Here is a 16,011-nt window from a genome sequence, read left to right as displayed (position 1 = left end):
GCGGTGTCGGCCGCACCCTACGGCCCTGCGGCCGAACGCGCGTGGAAGAAGGCCGGTTCGCCCAAGCTCTGCCCGGCGCGAGGTTGCGACCCCAACGGACGCTTCTACGCCCGCCACCCGCTCGACCAGGCGCTCAAGCTTGCCGACGGCCTCACCCCGACACTCGGCGAACTTCTCGCCCTGCCCCGGGAAGCCACCGCACTGCGGGCTCGGCTGCTGGAGAGCTATCCCGCCGGCTCCGAGCTGAGCCGGGAACAATGGCTGGTGGGAGCCGGCGTCAAGCTGGTCGCGCAGACTCCGGCCACTCCCGGTACGCGGGCGGCGGGTTACCGGATGCTGGCCGCTCTGCCGGGTGCGGGCGTGATCGACGAGGCGGGTGACGTGCTCGGCCGTCAGGGACTGATCGTGCAGTTCCCGCCCGCGCGGGGCGATGTCGCGACCCAGTTGGTCATCGACAAGCAGAGCGGGCAGGCGCTGGCCGTCCAGCAAGTGGCTCCGCACCCGAGCCTTTCCGAGAAGACCGTGTGGCTGGCCACCATCATCAAAAGGCCGTACTGGACCGATGTTCGCCCCGTGGTGCCACCCGGCTGCCGCGCCGGATGCACCTACTGAAAGGGAGCCCCCTGTGGTGAACCGGATGTGTGACCAGCCGCTGGTCGTCTTGACCACGGCTGGGGAACCGGCGGCGCGTAGGGCCTGGGCGTCTCATCCAGCCTTCACCCGCCAAATCCCGAAATTTCGCGGCAAAACGGGACTTCAGGTCATCGATGGGTGGTGGTGCGGCGGAATTCCGGCCCGAAGGAGAGCCCGAGGACTCCGGCGGACCTGTACAACAGTGGCCATGGAGGAAGACGATGAGCGCCGGGTCCACGGCGAGGACCTCTCGGCCGTCGTTTCTGCGGTCCTGACCGGCTCCCGGCTGCTGGTCGCCGTCGCCGCACGATCGCTGGGCGCGGTCGAGGACCGCGTCACGCTGCCGCAGTTCCGCATGATGGTGGCGCTGGCCACCCACGGCGAGACCAAGCTGGTCACCATGGCGGACCTGCTGGGGGTCAACTCGTCCACGGCCATGCGCATGGCCGACCGGCTCATGGCCGCCGGGCTGATCGTACGGGAGGTCAACCCGCGCAACCGGCGCGAGAGCCTGATGCGGCTGACCGAGGAGGGGCGGCTCATCGTGGACCAGGTGATGGCCCACCGCAGCCGCGAGATCGGCTCCATCGTCGCCCGCATGTCGCCGGAGCAGCGGCGGGAGCTCGTCGCGGCGATGAACGCCTTCACCGAGGCGGGCGGCGAGCCTCCGGCGGACTCACCGCCGTACCCGCTGGGCTGGCCACCCGTCTGAGTCGCGGAACTCGGACGGGGCTCCGTCGTACCGCGACAATCCTCGCGAACCGTGAACCTGAGGGCCGTCTCGCCCGACTGTGCTGGTTGACGGAAGGGACGGGATGACCGACGAGCTTCTGGTGGTGAACGCCCAGCTGGGCGAGCGGGCGGCGGTCGCCGAGCTGGTGCGGCGGTGGCGGATGCCCGTCTGGACGTACGCGCGCCGCATGCTGGACGCCGAGCGGGCCGACGACGTGTCGCAGGAGATCTGGCTGGCGGTCGTCCGTGGCCTGCCCAGGCTGCGCGACCCCGCCCGGTTCAGGCCGTGGCTGTTCACCATCGCCCGCCGCTCGGTCAACGACCGGCTGCGCGCGGAGTACGCCAGGGCCGAGGCGGCCCTGGGGCCGGAGGCGCCGGTCGCGGACGACCCGGCCGAGGCGCTGGTGGAGCGGGCCGAGGTCATGGCGGGGCTGGCCGGCCTGCCCGTGCTGGAGCGGGAGATCCTCGTCCTGTTCTACCTGGAGGACCTGACGGTGCAGGAATGCGCGCAGATCTGCGGCATTCCCGCCGGAACGGTCAAGTCCCGGCTCAACCGGGCGCGTCGCCTGTTGCGTGCACATCTGACGGAGAAGGGGTACCGGCCATGATGCAGGAGGAGCCGCGCCTTTCGGCGCAGGAGATGATCGAACGGCTTGAGTCGTCCCTGTCGAAGGGCCGGCGGATCCGTGCGGTGGCGGCGCTGCTGGCCGGCCTGGTGGGCGCGGTCTTCGTCGCCACCCTGTGGGCGACCGAGCCGGGGCCGCTGCCCGGTGGCACGCGTACGGCCTTCGCCGTACTGACCGGGGTCTGCCTCGCCTGGGCCGGCTACGGGGGATGGGTGCTCACGCGCAGGGCGCCGCTGTTCGCGACCGAGCGGGTGATCGCGGCCTGGATCGCGGTGGCCGCCTCGGTCACGGCGACCGCGCTCGTGACGACGATCGCCGTCACCCGGGGTACGGGACCGCTGCCGCCCCTGGCGGTCGGGGCGGTGTTCGTGGGGGCGTCGCTGACGCTGGCCTGGCGCGCCCACACCCGCCGCACCCACCTCCTCCACCTCAAGCGCACACTGGGCGGCTGACACCACCTGCGGTACGGGGCCGGTCAGGTGTCGATGGCGGGTTTGCCGGGGGACGGGCGTAGTGCGTGCAGGCCGGCCACTGCCAGCACCGTCATCGTGATGGTGGCCGCGCAGGCGATCGTGAAGCCGCCAGCGGCGCCGAACGTGTCCACGGCCCGCCCCGAGGCCGCCGCCGCGATGGCCGAGCCGGCCGCGCTCGCCGAGTTCAGCCAGGTGAACGCCTGCGTGAGCACGTAGCGGTGCACCGCCGCCTGGGTGAGTACGCCAGTGATCACCAGAATCGGCGGAATCGTCATCCCGGTCAGCGTCACCGCGACCCCCATCGCCGGGAACGAGTCCGTCACCGGCAACGACAGGCAGCAGACAGCCAGTACAGACGTCCCCACCGCCAGCTGCACGCGCGGCGCCGCCCGCCATCGGCGCGTCCCGTACAGCCAGCCGGACAGCAGTTCGCCGCAGCTCGAAGCCGCGTAGAGCGGCGCGGCGGCGGCGGGGAAGCCGTGCTCGACCGCGAAGGCCGCCACCGAGACCTGCATGGCGCCGAAGAACACGCCGATGGCCAGGTTGACTCCGGCCAGCACGGCGAAACCGGGCCGCAGCAGGGAACGTCCTGCCTGGCGGCGTTCCGTGGCCTCGGAGGCGGGTGGCGGCGCGGTACGGCGCTGGGCGGCGAGCGCCAGCCCGCCGCCCACCACCAGAGCCGCCGCCAGCGCCGAGCCGAAGGCCGGATGCCCGCTCGCCCCCGCCACGCTGACCAGCACGGGACCGGCCAGGTAGGCGAATCCGTTGCCGAGCGACTCCAGCGCGAAGGCGGTGGGCAGCTCGGCGGATCGGCCGCCACCGAGCAGGGCCGCCCAGCGAGCCCCGGACAGCGCGCCGAGCTGCGGGACGCTCGCACCGGCCGCGACCCCGGCCGCCGTCAGCAGCCAGGCGGGGCTGCCGGACGCGACCAGGGTGAGCAGGACGGCCACCGCCGTGGCGTGGGCGAGCAGGGCCGGCGGCAGCACCCGGGCCTGGCCGAAGCGGTCGATGAGTCGGCCGAGCTGCGGCCCGGCCAGCGCCTCCGCGACGGCGAAGCCGCCGGTCACCAGGCCGGCCACGGCGTAGGAGCCGGTCCGGGAGTGGATCAGCCAGACCAGGCCGAGGCTGGTCATCGCGATGCCGACCCGGCCGGCGACGGCGGTCAGGAAGAAGGCGGCGGCACCAGGGGTGCGCAGAAGATGGCGATAGGTGGCCGGAAGCACGGCGCGTCCCTTTCGCCGCACAGCGGGACGGACCACCTGGGGTCGTCGGCGTCCTGATGTGCCGACCCGTGGTCAACGCCGGGAACCGTCCAGTATCGGTGTGGAACGGGGACGCGCGCCCCACACCGGCTCCGTCACCGAGCGGAATTCTCACGTCGATTGCTTGCGCCCCGAGCGTAGAGGCCGCCACCGCGCCACGTCCACGGCTTTCTCCGGTACGGCTGCCCGCGCGGGCTCGCGTACCCCGGTGTGGTCGCCCGCCCCGGCTCGCCTGAGGCGAATCCAGTCGGTGATGTGACGGACTACGGGTGGTGCCGGGACGGCGGGTGGTCAAAGGGACCTTCCTGGCGGAAGATGATCGCCACGCCCAGTGCGGCGCCGGCCGGGACGAACACCTCCCCGCCGGCGGTCTTGGCGACCGGGACGCCGTTGTCGAGCAGCAGCCGCTCGGCCGCGGCCACGTCGCGCACGGTGACCGCATACGCGACGAACGCCGGCAGCGCGACCGGACGCTCGCCGGGCAACACCTCATCCAACGCCGACGCGGCGACGACCGTGACCCCCGCCGGCTCGACGTCGGCCCGTCCGGGGGCCGCCCGGCGCCCGAAGTACGTGGCGTAGCGTCGTTCCACCTCGGACAACGCGGCGTCGTCCACGCACAGCACGCACTCGGCCAGCCCGGTCGCCCCGTTGGGATGCTCCACGTGTGCCAGGGACGAGCCCTCAGGCAGGTTCTCGGCGAACCCGATCCGGCCCTCCGGCACCCGTCCCGGCCCCAGATCCGGATCGGAGATCTCCAGGTAGCGCGCCGCCTCCATCGTGACCCCGGCCCCCGTCTCCACAGGCCGCTGGACGGCGTGCACGCCGCCATGGACCACACCACCGGCCGCCAACCGGGAAGCCACGCCGTCGAGGTCGGCAGTGTCGGCGATCATGATGTGCACCCCCTCGAACCGCTCGGCGAAGGCGGCGATGTTCGCCACGGCGACGCGGATCGCGGCCGCCAGCCCCGCCCGCCTTTCCTCCGGCACCTCCAGCGGGATCGCACGGGCGCCCGCAGGCAGGTGCGAGCCGTCCCCGATGACGGTCACCAGCTCGATGAAGTCGCCGGGAAAGTGCACGTGCGCGTTGGCCACCCCGAACGCCTCGGCGGCGCCGGGCAGCACGGGATGGACGGGCGCCGACACGGAGAATCCCAGCCGGCGATACAGCTCCATGGCCTCGTTGATGCTCCGCACGATGTGCCCGACATGGTGCAGGCCGTTGACGTCACCGCTCATGCCCGTTCTCCTTTCATGGGAGTTGACTTTCTTATGAGAGTACACTCCTATTTTCTGAACGGATGACGAGCTGTTGTAACGGATGTCCCGTGCAAGAGGGCTGAAAGTGGACGCCGATCCCTGGTAAGCGCCATGAAATCGATCCGGCGCACAGTGTGGTCACACCTCCCGAAAGGACCTCCCGGCCATGTCGATCTCCCGCACCCTCGCCGGCCTGACCGCCGCCGCGACCGCCGCCATCGCCACGCTCGCCGCCGTCGCCCCCGCCGCCCAGGCCGCCCAGGCCGACGCGGGCTCCGCGTGGGGCCCGTACCACGCCCCCAGGCACACCGCGAAGACCTGGGGCACCCTGTCCGCCGTCGGCGAGGACCACGCCACCCTGCCGACCGCCCGCCAGATCAAGATCACCGGCAAGGTGTACGACAACACCCGCGGCAGCGCCTGCGGCTGGGCGGTCTTCCGCATCACCTACCGCAAGGGGAACAACCTGCCGTTCCGGCACCACAGTGTCATCGACTGCTCCTACCGCACGCCGAAGCACTTCTCCTTCAAGTACCGCAACGTGTACCAGGTCGAGCTCAAGGTCTGCTCCGAGTTCAAGACCGCCAAGCCGTCGCTGAACTGCCTGTACGCGGGCACCTGGAAGACCCTCTACCTGTCGAAGTGAGCCGCCGCCCGCCGGTGGTGGGGGAGCCGGCCGGGCGATGACCTGGCCGGCGTCCGTTCGATCCCCGCGGCCGAGCTCCGACCATAGACTGTCCGGTATGCGGCGATTGACCAGTACCGTAGTCGTGGTGGCGGGGGACGGAGCCGGGGACGTGGTCGCGGGCCTCGACGGACTGCACAACGTGCGGGCGATCCCGCGCGGCGAGCGCGGACCGGCCGAGGTGACGGAGCTCGCGGGACGGTCGGCGGCGACGTACGTGGTGCACGACGCCGACCCGCTGGCCGGAGTGGCCACGGCGTGGACGGGCTTCTTCGACGGCACCGAACCCGTCGGCGGGCTGGAAGTGGCCATCGAGGCCGCGCTGGCCGAACTGCGCGCCGACCGGCTGGTGCTGCCCGACTACTACCTCGTGCTCGATCCCGACGGCATGCCGGAGACGTGGCGGCACTGGTGGCTCGGGGTACTGGCGGGGGCCGCGCCCGTACGGGTGGTGCCGGTGCCCGCGTCGTCGTCGGCGGTGGCGCAGGAACTGGGCCGGCTGGTGGCCGGGCGGTGGTGGCCGGCGGACCTGGAGACGTGGCTACGCGGCCTGCCCCGGGTGCTGCCCGACCGCGCCGGCCTGCCGAGCGGAAGCGTCGGCACGGTGGTCGCGTAGACGTCCCGGTGCCGGGGCAGAGCGGGCGCGTAAAAAGACAGTCGCCGGTGCAGCGGATTACAGCGATTCACCCAGGACGGCGACGATCCTGGCGATGTTCTCCTCGTCGCGCCGGTAGTGCGTCCACTTGCCCACCCGGGTCGAGCGGACCAGGCCGGCCCGCTCCAGCACGGCCAGATAGGCGGACACGGTCGACTGCGCGAGCCCTAGCTTGCCCTGGATATGGCTGACGCAGACACCGACCTCGTACGGATCCGCGATACCCTGCTCAACCGGGAAGTGCTTCTCCGGATCGCGCAACCACCGCAGCACCTGGAGCCGCACGGGGTTGGCCAGCGCCTTGAACACCTCAAGCAGCTGAGCGGAGTCCGGCGGAAGTGCGGTGTCAGTGGTCATGCCCTTCCAGACGAGTTCGGTGACGATTAAGGACGATTAAGACGGTTCGAGGATCGTCGATATGATATCGCCTGGACGGGGGAGCGTTGGGGCTCGGCGGTGACGCGACGGTGGCGCGACGGGCACGAAGGCCGCACCGCGCGACGAGCGAGCGAAACGCTTGAAGAGGACGACGACATGGCTGATCGAGGTAGAAGTGACGACGCCGCGCGGGTGGACGCCGCGGCCGTCGATGCCGCGGCCCGGCGGCTGGCGGGCATCGTGGCGACGACCCCGCTGGAGCGCAGCGCCCGGCTCTCCGAGCTGATCGGCGCCGACATCTGGCTCAAGCGCGAAGACCTGCAGACCGTCCGCTCGTACAAGGTGCGCGGCGCCTTCAACCTGATCGCCCAGCTGGACGACGCCGCGAGGCGGGCCGGCGTGGTGGCCGCGAGCGCCGGCAACCACGCCCAGGGCGTGGCCTACGCCTGCTCGGCGCTGGGCGTACGCGGCCGGGTCTACCTGCCCAGGACGACGCCACGGCAGAAGCGCGACCGCATCCGCGCGCTCGGCGGCGACATGATCGAGATCGTGCTGGGCGGCGAGACGTACGACGAGGCTTCGGCGGCGGCGGTCGCCGACGCAGAGGCCACCGGGGCGACGCTGGTGCCCGCGTTCGACGACCCGAGGACGATCGCCGGACAGGGCACGGTGATCCGCGAGGCCGTCAGCCAGCTCGGATCCGCGCCCGACGTGGTCGTGCTCCCGGTCGGCGGGGGCGGGCTGCTGGCCGGCTCCGTGGCCTGGCTGGGCGAGTGGCACCCGGAGACGAGGGTGGTCGGGGTCGAGCCCGCCGGAGCCGCCTGCGTCGCCGCGGGCATCGCGGCCGGCGAGCCGGTCACCCTCGACTCCATCGACACCTTCGTCGACGGCGCCGCCGTCAGCCGCGCCGGCGCCCTCACCCTTCCGCTCATCGCTGCCTCGAAGGCCGAGCTCGTCGCCGTGCCGGAAGGCCGCGTCTGCAGCGAGATGCTGGCGCTGTACCAGGTCGACGGGATCATCGCCGAGCCGGCCGGCGCACTCGCGCCCGCCTCGCTCAGCGCCCCGTCCACGGCCGCCATCCCCGAGGGCGCCACCGTCATCTGCGTGCTGTCCGGCGGCAACAACGACGTCAGCCGGTACGCCGAGGTCGTCGAACGCGCCCTGGTCCACGAGGAGCGCAAGCACTACTTCCTGGTCGAGTTCCCGCAGGAGCCTGGCGCGCTGCGCCGCTTCCTCGACGAGGTGCTCGGCCCCAACGACGACATCACCCTGTTCGAGTACGTCAAGCGCAACAACCGCGAGACCGGCCCCGCGCTGGTCGGCATCGAGCTGTCGAGCCCCGCCGACCTGCCGGCCCTGCTGAAGCGGATGGAGGCCGCCCCTCCGCGCATCGAGCAGATCGACCCGTCGAGCCCGCTCTTCCGCTTTGTGATGTGACGGGCGCTTGGTGATGTGACAGGAACGAACCCCGCCCGCAGCGGCTGACGGGCGGGGCGCGTTCCGGCGCGGCTGATGACCCGGGGCCCGGCTCGCGGGCCCCGGACCGGTCAGACCTTGTTCCTGCGTGACAGCCAGGTGAGCAGCCAGAGCACCACGCCGATCGCCAGCAGCACGCCCGCGATCTGGTACTGCCCGACGGGACGCCCCGACGACCAGGGCAGCACCAGGTAGAGGCAGGTGATCGTGCCCAGCACGGGCAGGACGCGGCCGGCCTTGAAGTGTTCGGCCCCGGTGTCCTCCCTGCGCAGGACGAGCACCGACACGTTGACGAACGCGAACACCGCGAGCAGCAGCAGCGACGTCGTGCCGCCCAGCAGCGACACCACCGGGCTCTCCGGGTCGAGCGACAGGAACGTGATGAGGCCCATGGCGAGGAGCGTGGTGAACACGATCGCCGCGTGCGGCGTGCGGCGCACGGCGTTCACCTTCGCCAGGAACGGCGGCAGCACGCCCCGCTTGCCCATCCCGTACAGGAGCCGGCTGGCCATCAGCATGTTGATCAGCGCGGAGTTGGCGACGGCGAACATCGAGATGAACGGCAGCAGGTCGGCGATCGGCACGCCGGGGGTGGCCGTCTGCACCACCGTCACCAGCGGCGTCTCGCTCTCGGCGAGCACACCGACGGGGACGACCGCGACGGCGCAGATGGACACCAGCACGTAGATCACGCCGGTGATGCCGAGCCCGGTGAACATCATCCGCGGGAAGATCCGGGACGGCTCCTTGGTCTCCTCGGCCATGTTGACGGAGTCCTCGAACCCGACCATGGCGAAGAACGCCAGCGACGTCGCCGCACTGACGGCCAGGAACACGCTCTTGTCCGAGGGGGTCTCGAAGGCGACCACACGGGAGAAGTCGGCCTGCCCGCCGAGGATGAAGAACATGCTGAGCACGATGACCAGCAGCAGACCCGACAGCTCGATCGCGGTGAGCACCACGTTGACCTTGACGCTCTCGCCGACGCCGCGCAGGTTGACCGCCAGCACCAGCAGCATGAACGCCAGGGCGATCAGCAGGATGACCGTGTTGCCTACCTCCAGGCCGAAGCCGGTGACGAGGTTGGCGGCGAAGGCCCGCGAAGCGGCGGAGGCGGAGGTGATGCCCGAGCACATCACCGCGAAGCACACCAGGAACGTCAGCACGTGTTTGCCGAACGCCTTATGCACATACAGGGCCGCGCCGGCCGCCTCCGGATATTTCGTCACCAGTTCGAGGTAGGAGCACGCGGTGATCAGGGCGACGACGAAGGCGATGGCGAAGGGCAGCCAGGCGGCGCCGCCCACTTCGCCGGCCACCTGGCCGGTCAGGGCGTAGATGCCGGTGCCGAGAATGTCGCCGACGATGAACAGCAGCAGCAGGCCGGGGCCCATCACCCGCTTCAGCGCGGGCTGGCCGTCGTTTCCCGCCTCGGCGGGAGTGGGTGGACTGGTCTGAGCCATGGGGGGTTGTTCCTTGTCTGCGTCAGCCCGCAGGCTGAAGGGATAGGGGCCACGTCCCGCGCATCGGGCGCCGGTCAGGTGCGCAGCGGGCGCCAGACCGGCCGGATGATCTCGACCTTCACTCTGACACCTTACGATCCTGCGCAGTCATCTGTGAACAGGGCGTCACGCACCGCTGCGTGTCTCCAGGGACGAGTGGACGGGCGGCCCCCGAGGGGTTGACGCGAGGGCGGCTTCGCAAGTTAATGTCAACATGAAGTCAAGCGACTCGATGCGCATCGGAGAGCTCGCGGAACGGTTCGGCCTGGCGCCGCACGTGCTGCGCCACTGGGAGTCGATGGGTCTGCTGACCCCGGCCACCAGAGTGAACGGCCGCCGCCGCTACACCCGCGACCACGTCATCCGCGTCATGACGATCATCCGGGCCAAGGCGGGCGGCCTGAGCCTGGAGCAGATCCGCGGCGTGCTCGACGCCGCCGGCCGCGCCGAGCGCCGGGCGCTGCTGCGGCGCCAGCACGAGGAGCTGGGCCGGCGCCTGGAGGAGATCGCCGCGTCCAAGCGGCTGATCGAGCACCTCATGGAGTGCGGCGCCGACGACTTCACCCAGTGCCCCGACTACCGGCGCATGGTGGAGAGCGCGGCCTGGCCGCGGAATCTGCAGGACGAGGCGTGCGTGATCGACCCCGGTCAGGCCGGCGACCGTACGCCCGGGGCGCAGGAGGTGGCCGGGCAGCGCTGAGGTCCGTCCGCCGCAGGGGAGGCGGCCGGCCGGGTCTCGCTGCGGCTCATGTCCGGAGATATGGTGCGTCGATGGAGGAGTTGGAGCGTCTTTTCCGCACGGCCGCCGATCACGCGGCCGGATACCGGCGGTCGCTGGCGGAGCGGCCGGTCGGGGTGCCGGTCGACCAGGAGGCGCTGGCCAAGGCGTTCGCCGGTCCGCTGCCGTCCGGCCCCACGCCGCCGGAGCGGGTGCTGGCCGACCTGATCGCCGCCGCCGAGCCCGGCCTGGTCGCCGGCGCGGGGCCGCGGTACTTCGGGTTCGTGGTCGGCGGCGCGCTGCCGGCGGCGACCGGGGCCGACATCCTCGCCGCCGGCTGGGATCAGATCGCGACCAACGCCGTCACCTCCCCGGCGGCCATCGCCGCCGAGACCGCCGCGGGCGGCTGGCTGAAGGAGCTGCTGGGCATCCCGCGGGAGGCGTCGGCGGGATTCGTCACCGGCTGCCAGGCGGCCAACACGGTCGGGCTCGCCGCCGCCCGCCACCAGGTGCTGGCCGACGCGGGCTGGGACGTGGAACGGCGCGGGCTGGCCGGCGCGCCGCCCGTCCGGGTGATCGCCGGAGCGGAGCGGCACGCCACCATCGACAGGTCGCTGCGGCTGCTCGGCTTCGGCACGGACGTCGTGGAGCCGGTGCCGGCCGGGCCGGACGGCGCCATCGACGTCGGGGCGCTGCGCGAGGTGCTGCGCGCCGGAGCCGCAGGGCCGACCGTCGTCTGCCTCCAGGCGGGCAACGTCAACACCGGCGCCTGCGACCGGCTCCGCGAGGCGTGCGAGCTCGTGCACCGGCACGGCGGCTGGGCGCACGTGGACGGCGCGTTCGGCCTGTGGGCCGCGGCCAGCCCCGCGACCAGGCACCTGGTGGACGGGCTGGAACTGGCCGACTCCTGGGCCTGCGACGGGCACAAGTGGCTGAACCTGCCCTACGACTCGGCGTTCGCGTTCTGCGCCAGGCCCGGCGCGCACGCGGCGGCGATGTCCCTCACCGCCGCGTACCTGGTCGGCTCGGGTGGCGTCCCGGCGGGAGCGGATCTGACCGCCGAGTCCTCGCGCCGCGCCCGCGGGTTCGCGGTGTGGGCGGGGCTGCGGGAGCTGGGCCGCGACGGGGTCGCCGCGCTGGTCGACCGCTGCTGCGCGCTGGCTCGCAGGTTCGCCGGCGGGCTGTCCGCCGCGGGGTTCGAGGTGGCGAACGAGGTGGTGCTCAACCAGGTGCTGGTCCGCTTCGGCGATGACGCGCGCACCGACCGTACGGTGGCCGCCGTGCAGGCGGACGGCACCTGCTGGGCGGGCGGCACGACCTGGCGGGGGCGGCGGTACATGCGCGTCTCGGTCTCGAACGCGACCACGACCGAGGCGGACGTCGACCGCTCGATCGCCGCGATCACCCGCCTGGCCTCCTGACGCTGCCAGAGTTCCGGCTGTTTGATACGGGCCGTCCGTTTCGTGTTGCTCCGGTGGGTAGATGCCGTCCAAACGCGTCATCTCACGAAATGGGGGACACCATGGCTCGCGGTTCTAGCAAGAAGCGGGAACGCCAGTACGAGCACGTCAAGGACAGTGCCAAGAAACGCGGCGAGAGCGGCAAACGGGCCAAGGAGATCGCCGCCCGTACGGTGAACAAGGAACGAGCCAGGGCGGGCGAGTCGCGTACCGCCAGCAAGACCTCCACCGCGGACATGTCGTCGAGCCGCAGGGGCGGGCTGCGCTCGCACACCGGGGCGGCCGGCCGGACCAGGGACCAGCTCTACGCCGAGGCCAAGCGGCGCGACATCAAGGGCCGCTCGAAGATGAGCAAGTCGCAGCTGGAGAAAGCCCTCGGATGATCCGGGGCGCCCAACCCCCCACAACGCGGCCGGCGCCGCGACACCGGGTGTCACGGCGGCGGGCGTGCCGGACGACGTCGCGGCGCTCCTCGATGCTCCCCAATGCTCCCCGGTGCCGTGAGTCACCGGCGCACGTCCCTCCGTGACGGCTTTCGCGCGTGGCTCACCGCGGGACGAGACCGCGAAAACGGCGGAGGGGTGCTGTCCGGGCTCACGTCACCGGGAAGTCACCGGAAGAACATCTAGCCCTTGGTCCAGATCGACGCGATGACGCCGTCCTCGGCGCTCAGGATCTGCGGACTGTAGCCGAGCAGCTTCATCTGGGCCGACTTGATGGTGTAAGTCGTCTTCGACAGGTTCAGGTACTCCTTGATGCCGCTCACGCTGCCCTTGCCCCACACGGTGGTGTAGAGGTTGCCGGGCTCGACGGCCATGAGGACGGGGCGCAGACCCTGCCTCGTCTTGGTCAGCAGTTCCTTGCCGCGCTCCGTGACGGTCTGGCCGAGGGTCACCTGGAGGGTGCCCGTGGCGGCGCCGGCGATCCAGACGGCCGCGTAGAGGGGCCGCTCCACCGTGCCGTACACGTCCAGCGACGCCAGGCTGTAGCCGGCGGTGGCGAGCTCCTGGTTGACCTTGGTGAAGGTCTCCTTGGTCAGGCTCACCTGGGACTTGACAAGCTGCGTGGTCTTCTCGAAGACCCCGGCGAAGACCGCGCCGGCGCCGGTGCCCGTGCCGCTGATCAGCTTGGGCTGGTAGCCGGCCGCCAGTTGCTCCTGGATGCGCTTGGTCAGCTCGGTGCCCTTGATGCCCTGCAGCACGTTGACCTTGCGACCGGGGTCCTTGGTCCAGAGGGTCGTGTACAGCGGGTTGGCCGCGTTGGTCACGTTCAAGGACGTCGGGACGTAGCCCTTGCCCAGCAGGTCCTTGACCCGCTGCACCAGCTTGGAGCCGGTGAGCGCGTCGAGGGAGAGCCATTCCAGCGGCTGGGCCTGGACGGTCGTGGCGGTCGCGGCGGGCTGAGCGGCCATCGCCGGGGTGGCGAAGGCCAGCAAAGGCGCAGTGGCGGTCGCCACGGCCGCAGTGAGGACGGTTACCTTCTTCGCGTTCCGCATGTTCCTCCTAGGGAAGTAAAGGTTGCCCCAAATGGGGACAAGGAGGGACCATAACAGAGCATGAGGACATGGCAACCAATCGTTACCGCGATCGTGACATGTCTGTGTCAAAACTCCTGACATTTCGGGAAGTTTCGGAGATATGTGAGGGTATGTCGCGAGGGGTGCTCATGTTCCGGCGTCGGCCAAGTGGTTAAGTTAGGCTTACCTAATTACTGCGACATCACCGCGAGACGGGGAGTCCCCATGGCGAAGGAATCGGCACGGCGCACGCCCACCTGCACCACCTGCGTGGTCCGGCGGACCGAGCGGCTCAGCCCGCACCTGATCAGGGTGGTGCTCGGCGGCGACGGGCTCGCCGGGTTCACCGCGGGAGAGTTCACCGACCACTACGTCAAGCTGCTGTTCCCCGTGCCGGGGGTGACCTATCCGGAGCCGTTCGACCTGGGCGCGATCCGGGAGGAGCTGCCCCGCGAGCACTGGCCCGTCATGCGGACCTACACCGTGCGCGGCTGGGACCCCCTGACACGGGAGCTGACCATCGACTTCGTCTGCCACGGGGACAAGGGCCTGGCCGGACCCTGGGCGATGCGGGCGGCGCCCGGCGACGTGCTGCGCTTCCTCGGCCCCGGCGGGGCCTACGCGCCGAGCGCCGAGGCGGACTGGCACCTGCTCGCCGGCGACGAGAGCGCGTTGCCCGCCATCGGGGTCGCGCTGGAACGGCTGCCGGCCGGCGCGCCCGCCAAGGTCTTCATCGAGGTGGAGAACGCGGCCGAGGAGCAGGAGCTGCCGTCCGCCGGTGACACCGAGATCGTCTGGTTGCACCGTTCCGGCGGGCAGGTGGGCCGGGCCCTGGTGGACGCGGTACGCGCGGCGGAGTTCCCCGTTGGCACGGTGCACGCGTTCGTCCACGGCGAGGCGACCTTCGTCAAGGAGCTGCGCCGGTACCTGCGGGTGGAGCGGGGCGTGCCGCTGGAGCAGCTGTCGATCTCCGGCTACTGGCGGCTCGGCCGCGACGAGGACGGGTGGCAGTCCTCGAAGGGGGAGTGGAACCGGCAGGTCGAGGACGAGGAGGCACAGGCGATGAGCGGCTCGGCCGCCTGACGCGCCCGCACGACGCGCCCGCACGACGCGCGCCACGATCGGGCCGTGGCCGCCCGGCGATCTCTCATCGGCCGGACGGAAAGGCAACGCCGAGCGCGGTACTTCGTGAGGTCACCCGCCTGACCGGGCCGGAGATAACGGACTCCAACCCATTTCGGCGCTCTCCGCCGTGGCCCAGGACACCATGAGGGGGTTCTGACCACCACGTGGAGTCGATGCGACATGGCTGAGGAGAACGGAGAGCGGAGCCGGCCGTCGCGGCGCGCGTTCCTGGGCGCCGCCGCGACCGGCGGGGCGGGGCTGGCGGCCGGCGCGGCGGGCGCGACCCTGCTGACGGGCCCATGGACGGGCCCGCCGGCAGGCCCGGCGGCGGGCGGTCAGGCCGCCGCCGGTGCCTGGGGCGGGCGAGCACCCGCCGGGGGAGCGGGCAACGGGCGGGTCCCGAGAGGATCGTTCCGAGGGGAGCACCAGCCCGGCGTCCTCACCGGACCGGCGCTCGCCTGCCTGGTGGCCGCGTTCCACTGCCGCGACCGCGACCGGCAGGTGCTGGCGGGAACGTTACGAAGGCTGTCGGACGAGATGGACGCCCTCATGGCCGGGCGCGCCCCGGCCCCCAACGCCGCCACGCTGCCCCCGTCCGACAGTTCGCTCCTGCTCGGCCAGGGCGACCAGCCGGCGCTGGTGACGCTCAGCGTCGGCGCCTCGCTCTTCGACGGCAGGTACGGCCTGGCCGACCGCCGCCCCGCCGAGCTGCGACCGATGGGCGTGCTGGCCAACGACCGGCTCGACCCGGCGCGCACCCACGGCGACCTGCTGGTGCTGGTGCAGGGCGATCACCCCGACGTGTGCCTGCACGCATTGCGCCGCCTGACGATGGCGGCCGGCGACAGCCTCAGGCTCGCCTGGTCCCAGGACGGCTTCGCCCGCCCCGACCCGGTCGCCACGGCGGGCGCGACGGACAACCGCAACCTGCTCGGCTTCAAGGACGGCACCGGCAACCCCGACGCCGGGAACGCGGCGCTGATGGACCGGGCGGTCTGGGTCGGGGCCGGCGACGGCGAGCCCGCCTGGGCCCTCGGCGGCACGTACGTGGCCGTCCGCCTGATCAGGATGTTCGTCGAACGCTGGGACCGCACCTCGCTGGCCGCGCAGGAACGCGTGATGGGCCGCCGCAAGGACTCGGGCGCGCCCCTGGACGGTTCCAAGGAGACGGACCTGCCGCGCTACGCCGACGACCCCCGGGGCGAGCGCATTCCGCTGAACGCGCACATCAGGCTGGCCAACCCGCGCACGGCGGGCCCGGAGAAGGCGATGCTGCGCAGGGGCTTCAACTACTCGCGCGGGCTCGACGCCGACGGCCTGCTCGACCAGGGCCTGGTCTTCGTCAGCTACCAGCGCAGGCTGGTCAACTTCCTTCAGGCCCAGGAACGGCTGCGGGGCGAGCCGATGGAGGCGTTCACCCGGCCGGAGGGCGGGGGCTTCTTCTACGCGCTGCCCGGCGCCCGTGACGGCTACCTGGGCCAAGGGCTCGTGGACGACCAATAGGGCGA

Annotated in this window: 17 protein-coding genes; 12 read left to right on the top strand and 5 right to left on the bottom strand. The window is 71.7% G+C overall.

The features are described from left to right. Positions 1-3: 3 nt before the first annotated feature. From AB0C27_RS36155 to AB0C27_RS36140, 4 genes are all read left to right on the top strand, one after another. Complete coding sequence (locus AB0C27_RS36155; protein ID WP_357853662.1) at positions 4-612, top strand: hypothetical protein; 609 nt, start codon at positions 4-6, stop codon at positions 610-612. Between the two features lie 229 nt (positions 613-841). Beyond that, positions 842-1,345 carry a MarR family transcriptional regulator gene (locus AB0C27_RS36150; RefSeq protein ID WP_357853660.1) on the top strand — a complete coding sequence of 168 codons (504 nt, stop codon included), beginning with the start codon at positions 842-844 and terminating at the stop codon, positions 1,343-1,345. Between the two features lie 103 nt (positions 1,346-1,448). Continuing rightward, positions 1,449-1,973 carry a sigma-70 family RNA polymerase sigma factor gene (locus AB0C27_RS36145; RefSeq protein ID WP_357853657.1) on the top strand — a complete coding sequence of 175 codons (525 nt, stop codon included), beginning with the start codon at positions 1,449-1,451 and terminating at the stop codon, positions 1,971-1,973. Continuing rightward, entirely contained in the window at positions 1,970-2,443 is a 474-nt protein-coding gene (locus tag AB0C27_RS36140) for a hypothetical protein (protein ID WP_357853654.1), read from the top strand. The genes AB0C27_RS36145 and AB0C27_RS36140 overlap by 4 nt, the downstream gene beginning before the upstream one ends. Before the next feature lie 23 nt (positions 2,444-2,466). Here the strand turns inward: AB0C27_RS36140 and AB0C27_RS36135 are convergent, their stop codons facing one another. Both AB0C27_RS36135 and AB0C27_RS36130 read right to left on the bottom strand, forming a co-directional pair. Continuing rightward, the gene (locus AB0C27_RS36135) at positions 2,467-3,687 is read right to left on the bottom strand and encodes an MFS transporter (protein WP_357853651.1); all 1,221 of its coding nucleotides are present in this window, start codon (positions 3,685-3,687) and stop codon (positions 2,467-2,469) included. Between the two features lie 302 nt (positions 3,688-3,989). After that, entirely contained in the window at positions 3,990-4,967 is a 978-nt protein-coding gene (locus tag AB0C27_RS36130; RefSeq protein WP_357853649.1) for a VOC family protein, read from the bottom strand. Between the two features lie 187 nt (positions 4,968-5,154). Between AB0C27_RS36130 and AB0C27_RS36125 the strand changes: the two genes are divergently transcribed. Together AB0C27_RS36125 and AB0C27_RS36120 are read left to right on the top strand one after the other, a co-directional pair. Next, entirely contained in the window at positions 5,155-5,634 is a 480-nt protein-coding gene (locus tag AB0C27_RS36125; RefSeq protein ID WP_357853646.1) for a hypothetical protein, read from the top strand. A gap of 97 nt (positions 5,635-5,731) precedes the next feature. Beyond that, positions 5,732-6,289 carry a hypothetical protein gene (locus AB0C27_RS36120; RefSeq protein WP_357853643.1) on the top strand — a complete coding sequence of 186 codons (558 nt, stop codon included), beginning with the start codon at positions 5,732-5,734 and terminating at the stop codon, positions 6,287-6,289. Positions 6,290-6,346: 57 nt separating this feature from the next. Here the strand turns inward: AB0C27_RS36120 and AB0C27_RS36115 are convergent, their stop codons facing one another. Continuing rightward, positions 6,347-6,685, bottom strand: a complete 339-nt coding sequence (locus tag AB0C27_RS36115) for a metalloregulator ArsR/SmtB family transcription factor (protein ID WP_357853640.1) — start codon at positions 6,683-6,685, stop codon at positions 6,347-6,349. A gap of 177 nt (positions 6,686-6,862) precedes the next feature. Here AB0C27_RS36115 and ilvA point away from each other — a divergent pair, with 177 nt between their 5' ends. Beyond that, positions 6,863-8,143 carry a threonine ammonia-lyase IlvA gene (ilvA, locus tag AB0C27_RS36110; protein ID WP_357853638.1) on the top strand — a complete coding sequence of 427 codons (1,281 nt, stop codon included), beginning with the start codon at positions 6,863-6,865 and terminating at the stop codon, positions 8,141-8,143. 110 nt (positions 8,144-8,253) lie between these two features. On the opposite strand, the gene AB0C27_RS36105 is transcribed toward ilvA, so the two are convergent. Continuing rightward, a complete protein-coding gene (locus AB0C27_RS36105) occupies positions 8,254-9,645 on the bottom strand; it encodes an APC family permease (RefSeq protein ID WP_357853635.1) in 1,392 nt (463 codons plus the stop codon). Positions 9,646-9,898: 253 nt separating this feature from the next. On the opposite strand from AB0C27_RS36105, the gene AB0C27_RS36100 reads away from it, so the two are divergent. The 3 genes from AB0C27_RS36100 (at position 9,899) to AB0C27_RS36090 (ending at position 12,245) form a co-directional block, all read left to right on the top strand. Then, positions 9,899-10,384: a MerR family transcriptional regulator gene (locus AB0C27_RS36100; protein WP_357853632.1), complete on the top strand. Its 486-nt coding sequence runs from the start codon at positions 9,899-9,901 to the stop codon at positions 10,382-10,384. Positions 10,385-10,455: 71 nt separating this feature from the next. Then, positions 10,456-11,823, top strand: a complete 1,368-nt coding sequence (locus AB0C27_RS36095; protein WP_357853629.1) for a pyridoxal-dependent decarboxylase — start codon at positions 10,456-10,458, stop codon at positions 11,821-11,823. Positions 11,824-11,924: 101 nt separating this feature from the next. Beyond that, positions 11,925-12,245: a plasmid stabilization protein gene (locus tag AB0C27_RS36090; RefSeq protein WP_357853626.1), complete on the top strand. Its 321-nt coding sequence runs from the start codon at positions 11,925-11,927 to the stop codon at positions 12,243-12,245. Between the two features lie 242 nt (positions 12,246-12,487). Here the strand turns inward: AB0C27_RS36090 and AB0C27_RS36085 are convergent, their stop codons facing one another. After that, entirely contained in the window at positions 12,488-13,357 is an 870-nt protein-coding gene (locus AB0C27_RS36085) for a hypothetical protein (RefSeq protein ID WP_357853623.1), read from the bottom strand. A 246-nt stretch (positions 13,358-13,603) separates the two neighbouring features. Between AB0C27_RS36085 and AB0C27_RS36080 the strand changes: the two genes are divergently transcribed. Then, positions 13,604-14,461, top strand: coding sequence for a siderophore-interacting protein (locus tag AB0C27_RS36080; RefSeq protein ID WP_357853620.1), 858 nt, complete (start codon positions 13,604-13,606; stop codon positions 14,459-14,461). A gap of 222 nt (positions 14,462-14,683) precedes the next feature. After that, positions 14,684-16,006 carry a Dyp-type peroxidase gene (locus AB0C27_RS36075; RefSeq protein WP_357853617.1) on the top strand — a complete coding sequence of 441 codons (1,323 nt, stop codon included), beginning with the start codon at positions 14,684-14,686 and terminating at the stop codon, positions 16,004-16,006. The last annotated feature ends 5 nt before the right edge of the window (positions 16,007-16,011 follow it).

Origin of the sequence: Nonomuraea sp. NPDC048882 (genome assembly GCF_040649755.1) — a bacterium.
GTDB classification, from domain to species: Bacteria; Actinomycetota; Actinomycetes; order Streptosporangiales; family Streptosporangiaceae; genus Nonomuraea; species Nonomuraea maheshkhaliensis.
The sequence above is the reverse complement of the archived record's forward strand: the minus strand, read 5'-3'. Positions and strand labels throughout refer to the sequence as shown.

Coding starts and splice junctions, on each gene's coding strand:
- AB0C27_RS36150 (WP_357853660.1), top strand. CDS start 842: ATGGAGGAAGACGATGAGCGCCGGGTCCACGGCGAGGACCTCTCGGCC.
- AB0C27_RS36145 (WP_357853657.1), top strand. CDS start 1,449: ATGACCGACGAGCTTCTGGTGGTGAACGCCCAGCTGGGCGAGCGGGCG.
- AB0C27_RS36140 (WP_357853654.1), top strand. CDS start 1,970: ATGATGCAGGAGGAGCCGCGCCTTTCGGCGCAGGAGATGATCGAACGG.
- AB0C27_RS36130 (WP_357853649.1), bottom strand. CDS start 4,967: ATGAGCGGTGACGTCAACGGCCTGCACCATGTCGGGCACATCGTGCGG.
- AB0C27_RS36125 (WP_357853646.1), top strand. CDS start 5,155: ATGTCGATCTCCCGCACCCTCGCCGGCCTGACCGCCGCCGCGACCGCC.
- AB0C27_RS36120 (WP_357853643.1), top strand. CDS start 5,732: ATGCGGCGATTGACCAGTACCGTAGTCGTGGTGGCGGGGGACGGAGCC.
- AB0C27_RS36115 (WP_357853640.1), bottom strand. CDS start 6,685: ATGACCACTGACACCGCACTTCCGCCGGACTCCGCTCAGCTGCTTGAG.
- ilvA (WP_357853638.1), top strand. CDS start 6,863: ATGGCTGATCGAGGTAGAAGTGACGACGCCGCGCGGGTGGACGCCGCG.
- AB0C27_RS36105 (WP_357853635.1), bottom strand. CDS start 9,645: ATGGCTCAGACCAGTCCACCCACTCCCGCCGAGGCGGGAAACGACGGC.
- AB0C27_RS36100 (WP_357853632.1), top strand. CDS start 9,899: ATGAAGTCAAGCGACTCGATGCGCATCGGAGAGCTCGCGGAACGGTTC.
- AB0C27_RS36095 (WP_357853629.1), top strand. CDS start 10,456: ATGGAGGAGTTGGAGCGTCTTTTCCGCACGGCCGCCGATCACGCGGCC.
- AB0C27_RS36090 (WP_357853626.1), top strand. CDS start 11,925: ATGGCTCGCGGTTCTAGCAAGAAGCGGGAACGCCAGTACGAGCACGTC.
- AB0C27_RS36085 (WP_357853623.1), bottom strand. CDS start 13,357: ATGCGGAACGCGAAGAAGGTAACCGTCCTCACTGCGGCCGTGGCGACC.
- AB0C27_RS36080 (WP_357853620.1), top strand. CDS start 13,604: ATGGCGAAGGAATCGGCACGGCGCACGCCCACCTGCACCACCTGCGTG.
- AB0C27_RS36075 (WP_357853617.1), top strand. CDS start 14,684: ATGGCTGAGGAGAACGGAGAGCGGAGCCGGCCGTCGCGGCGCGCGTTC.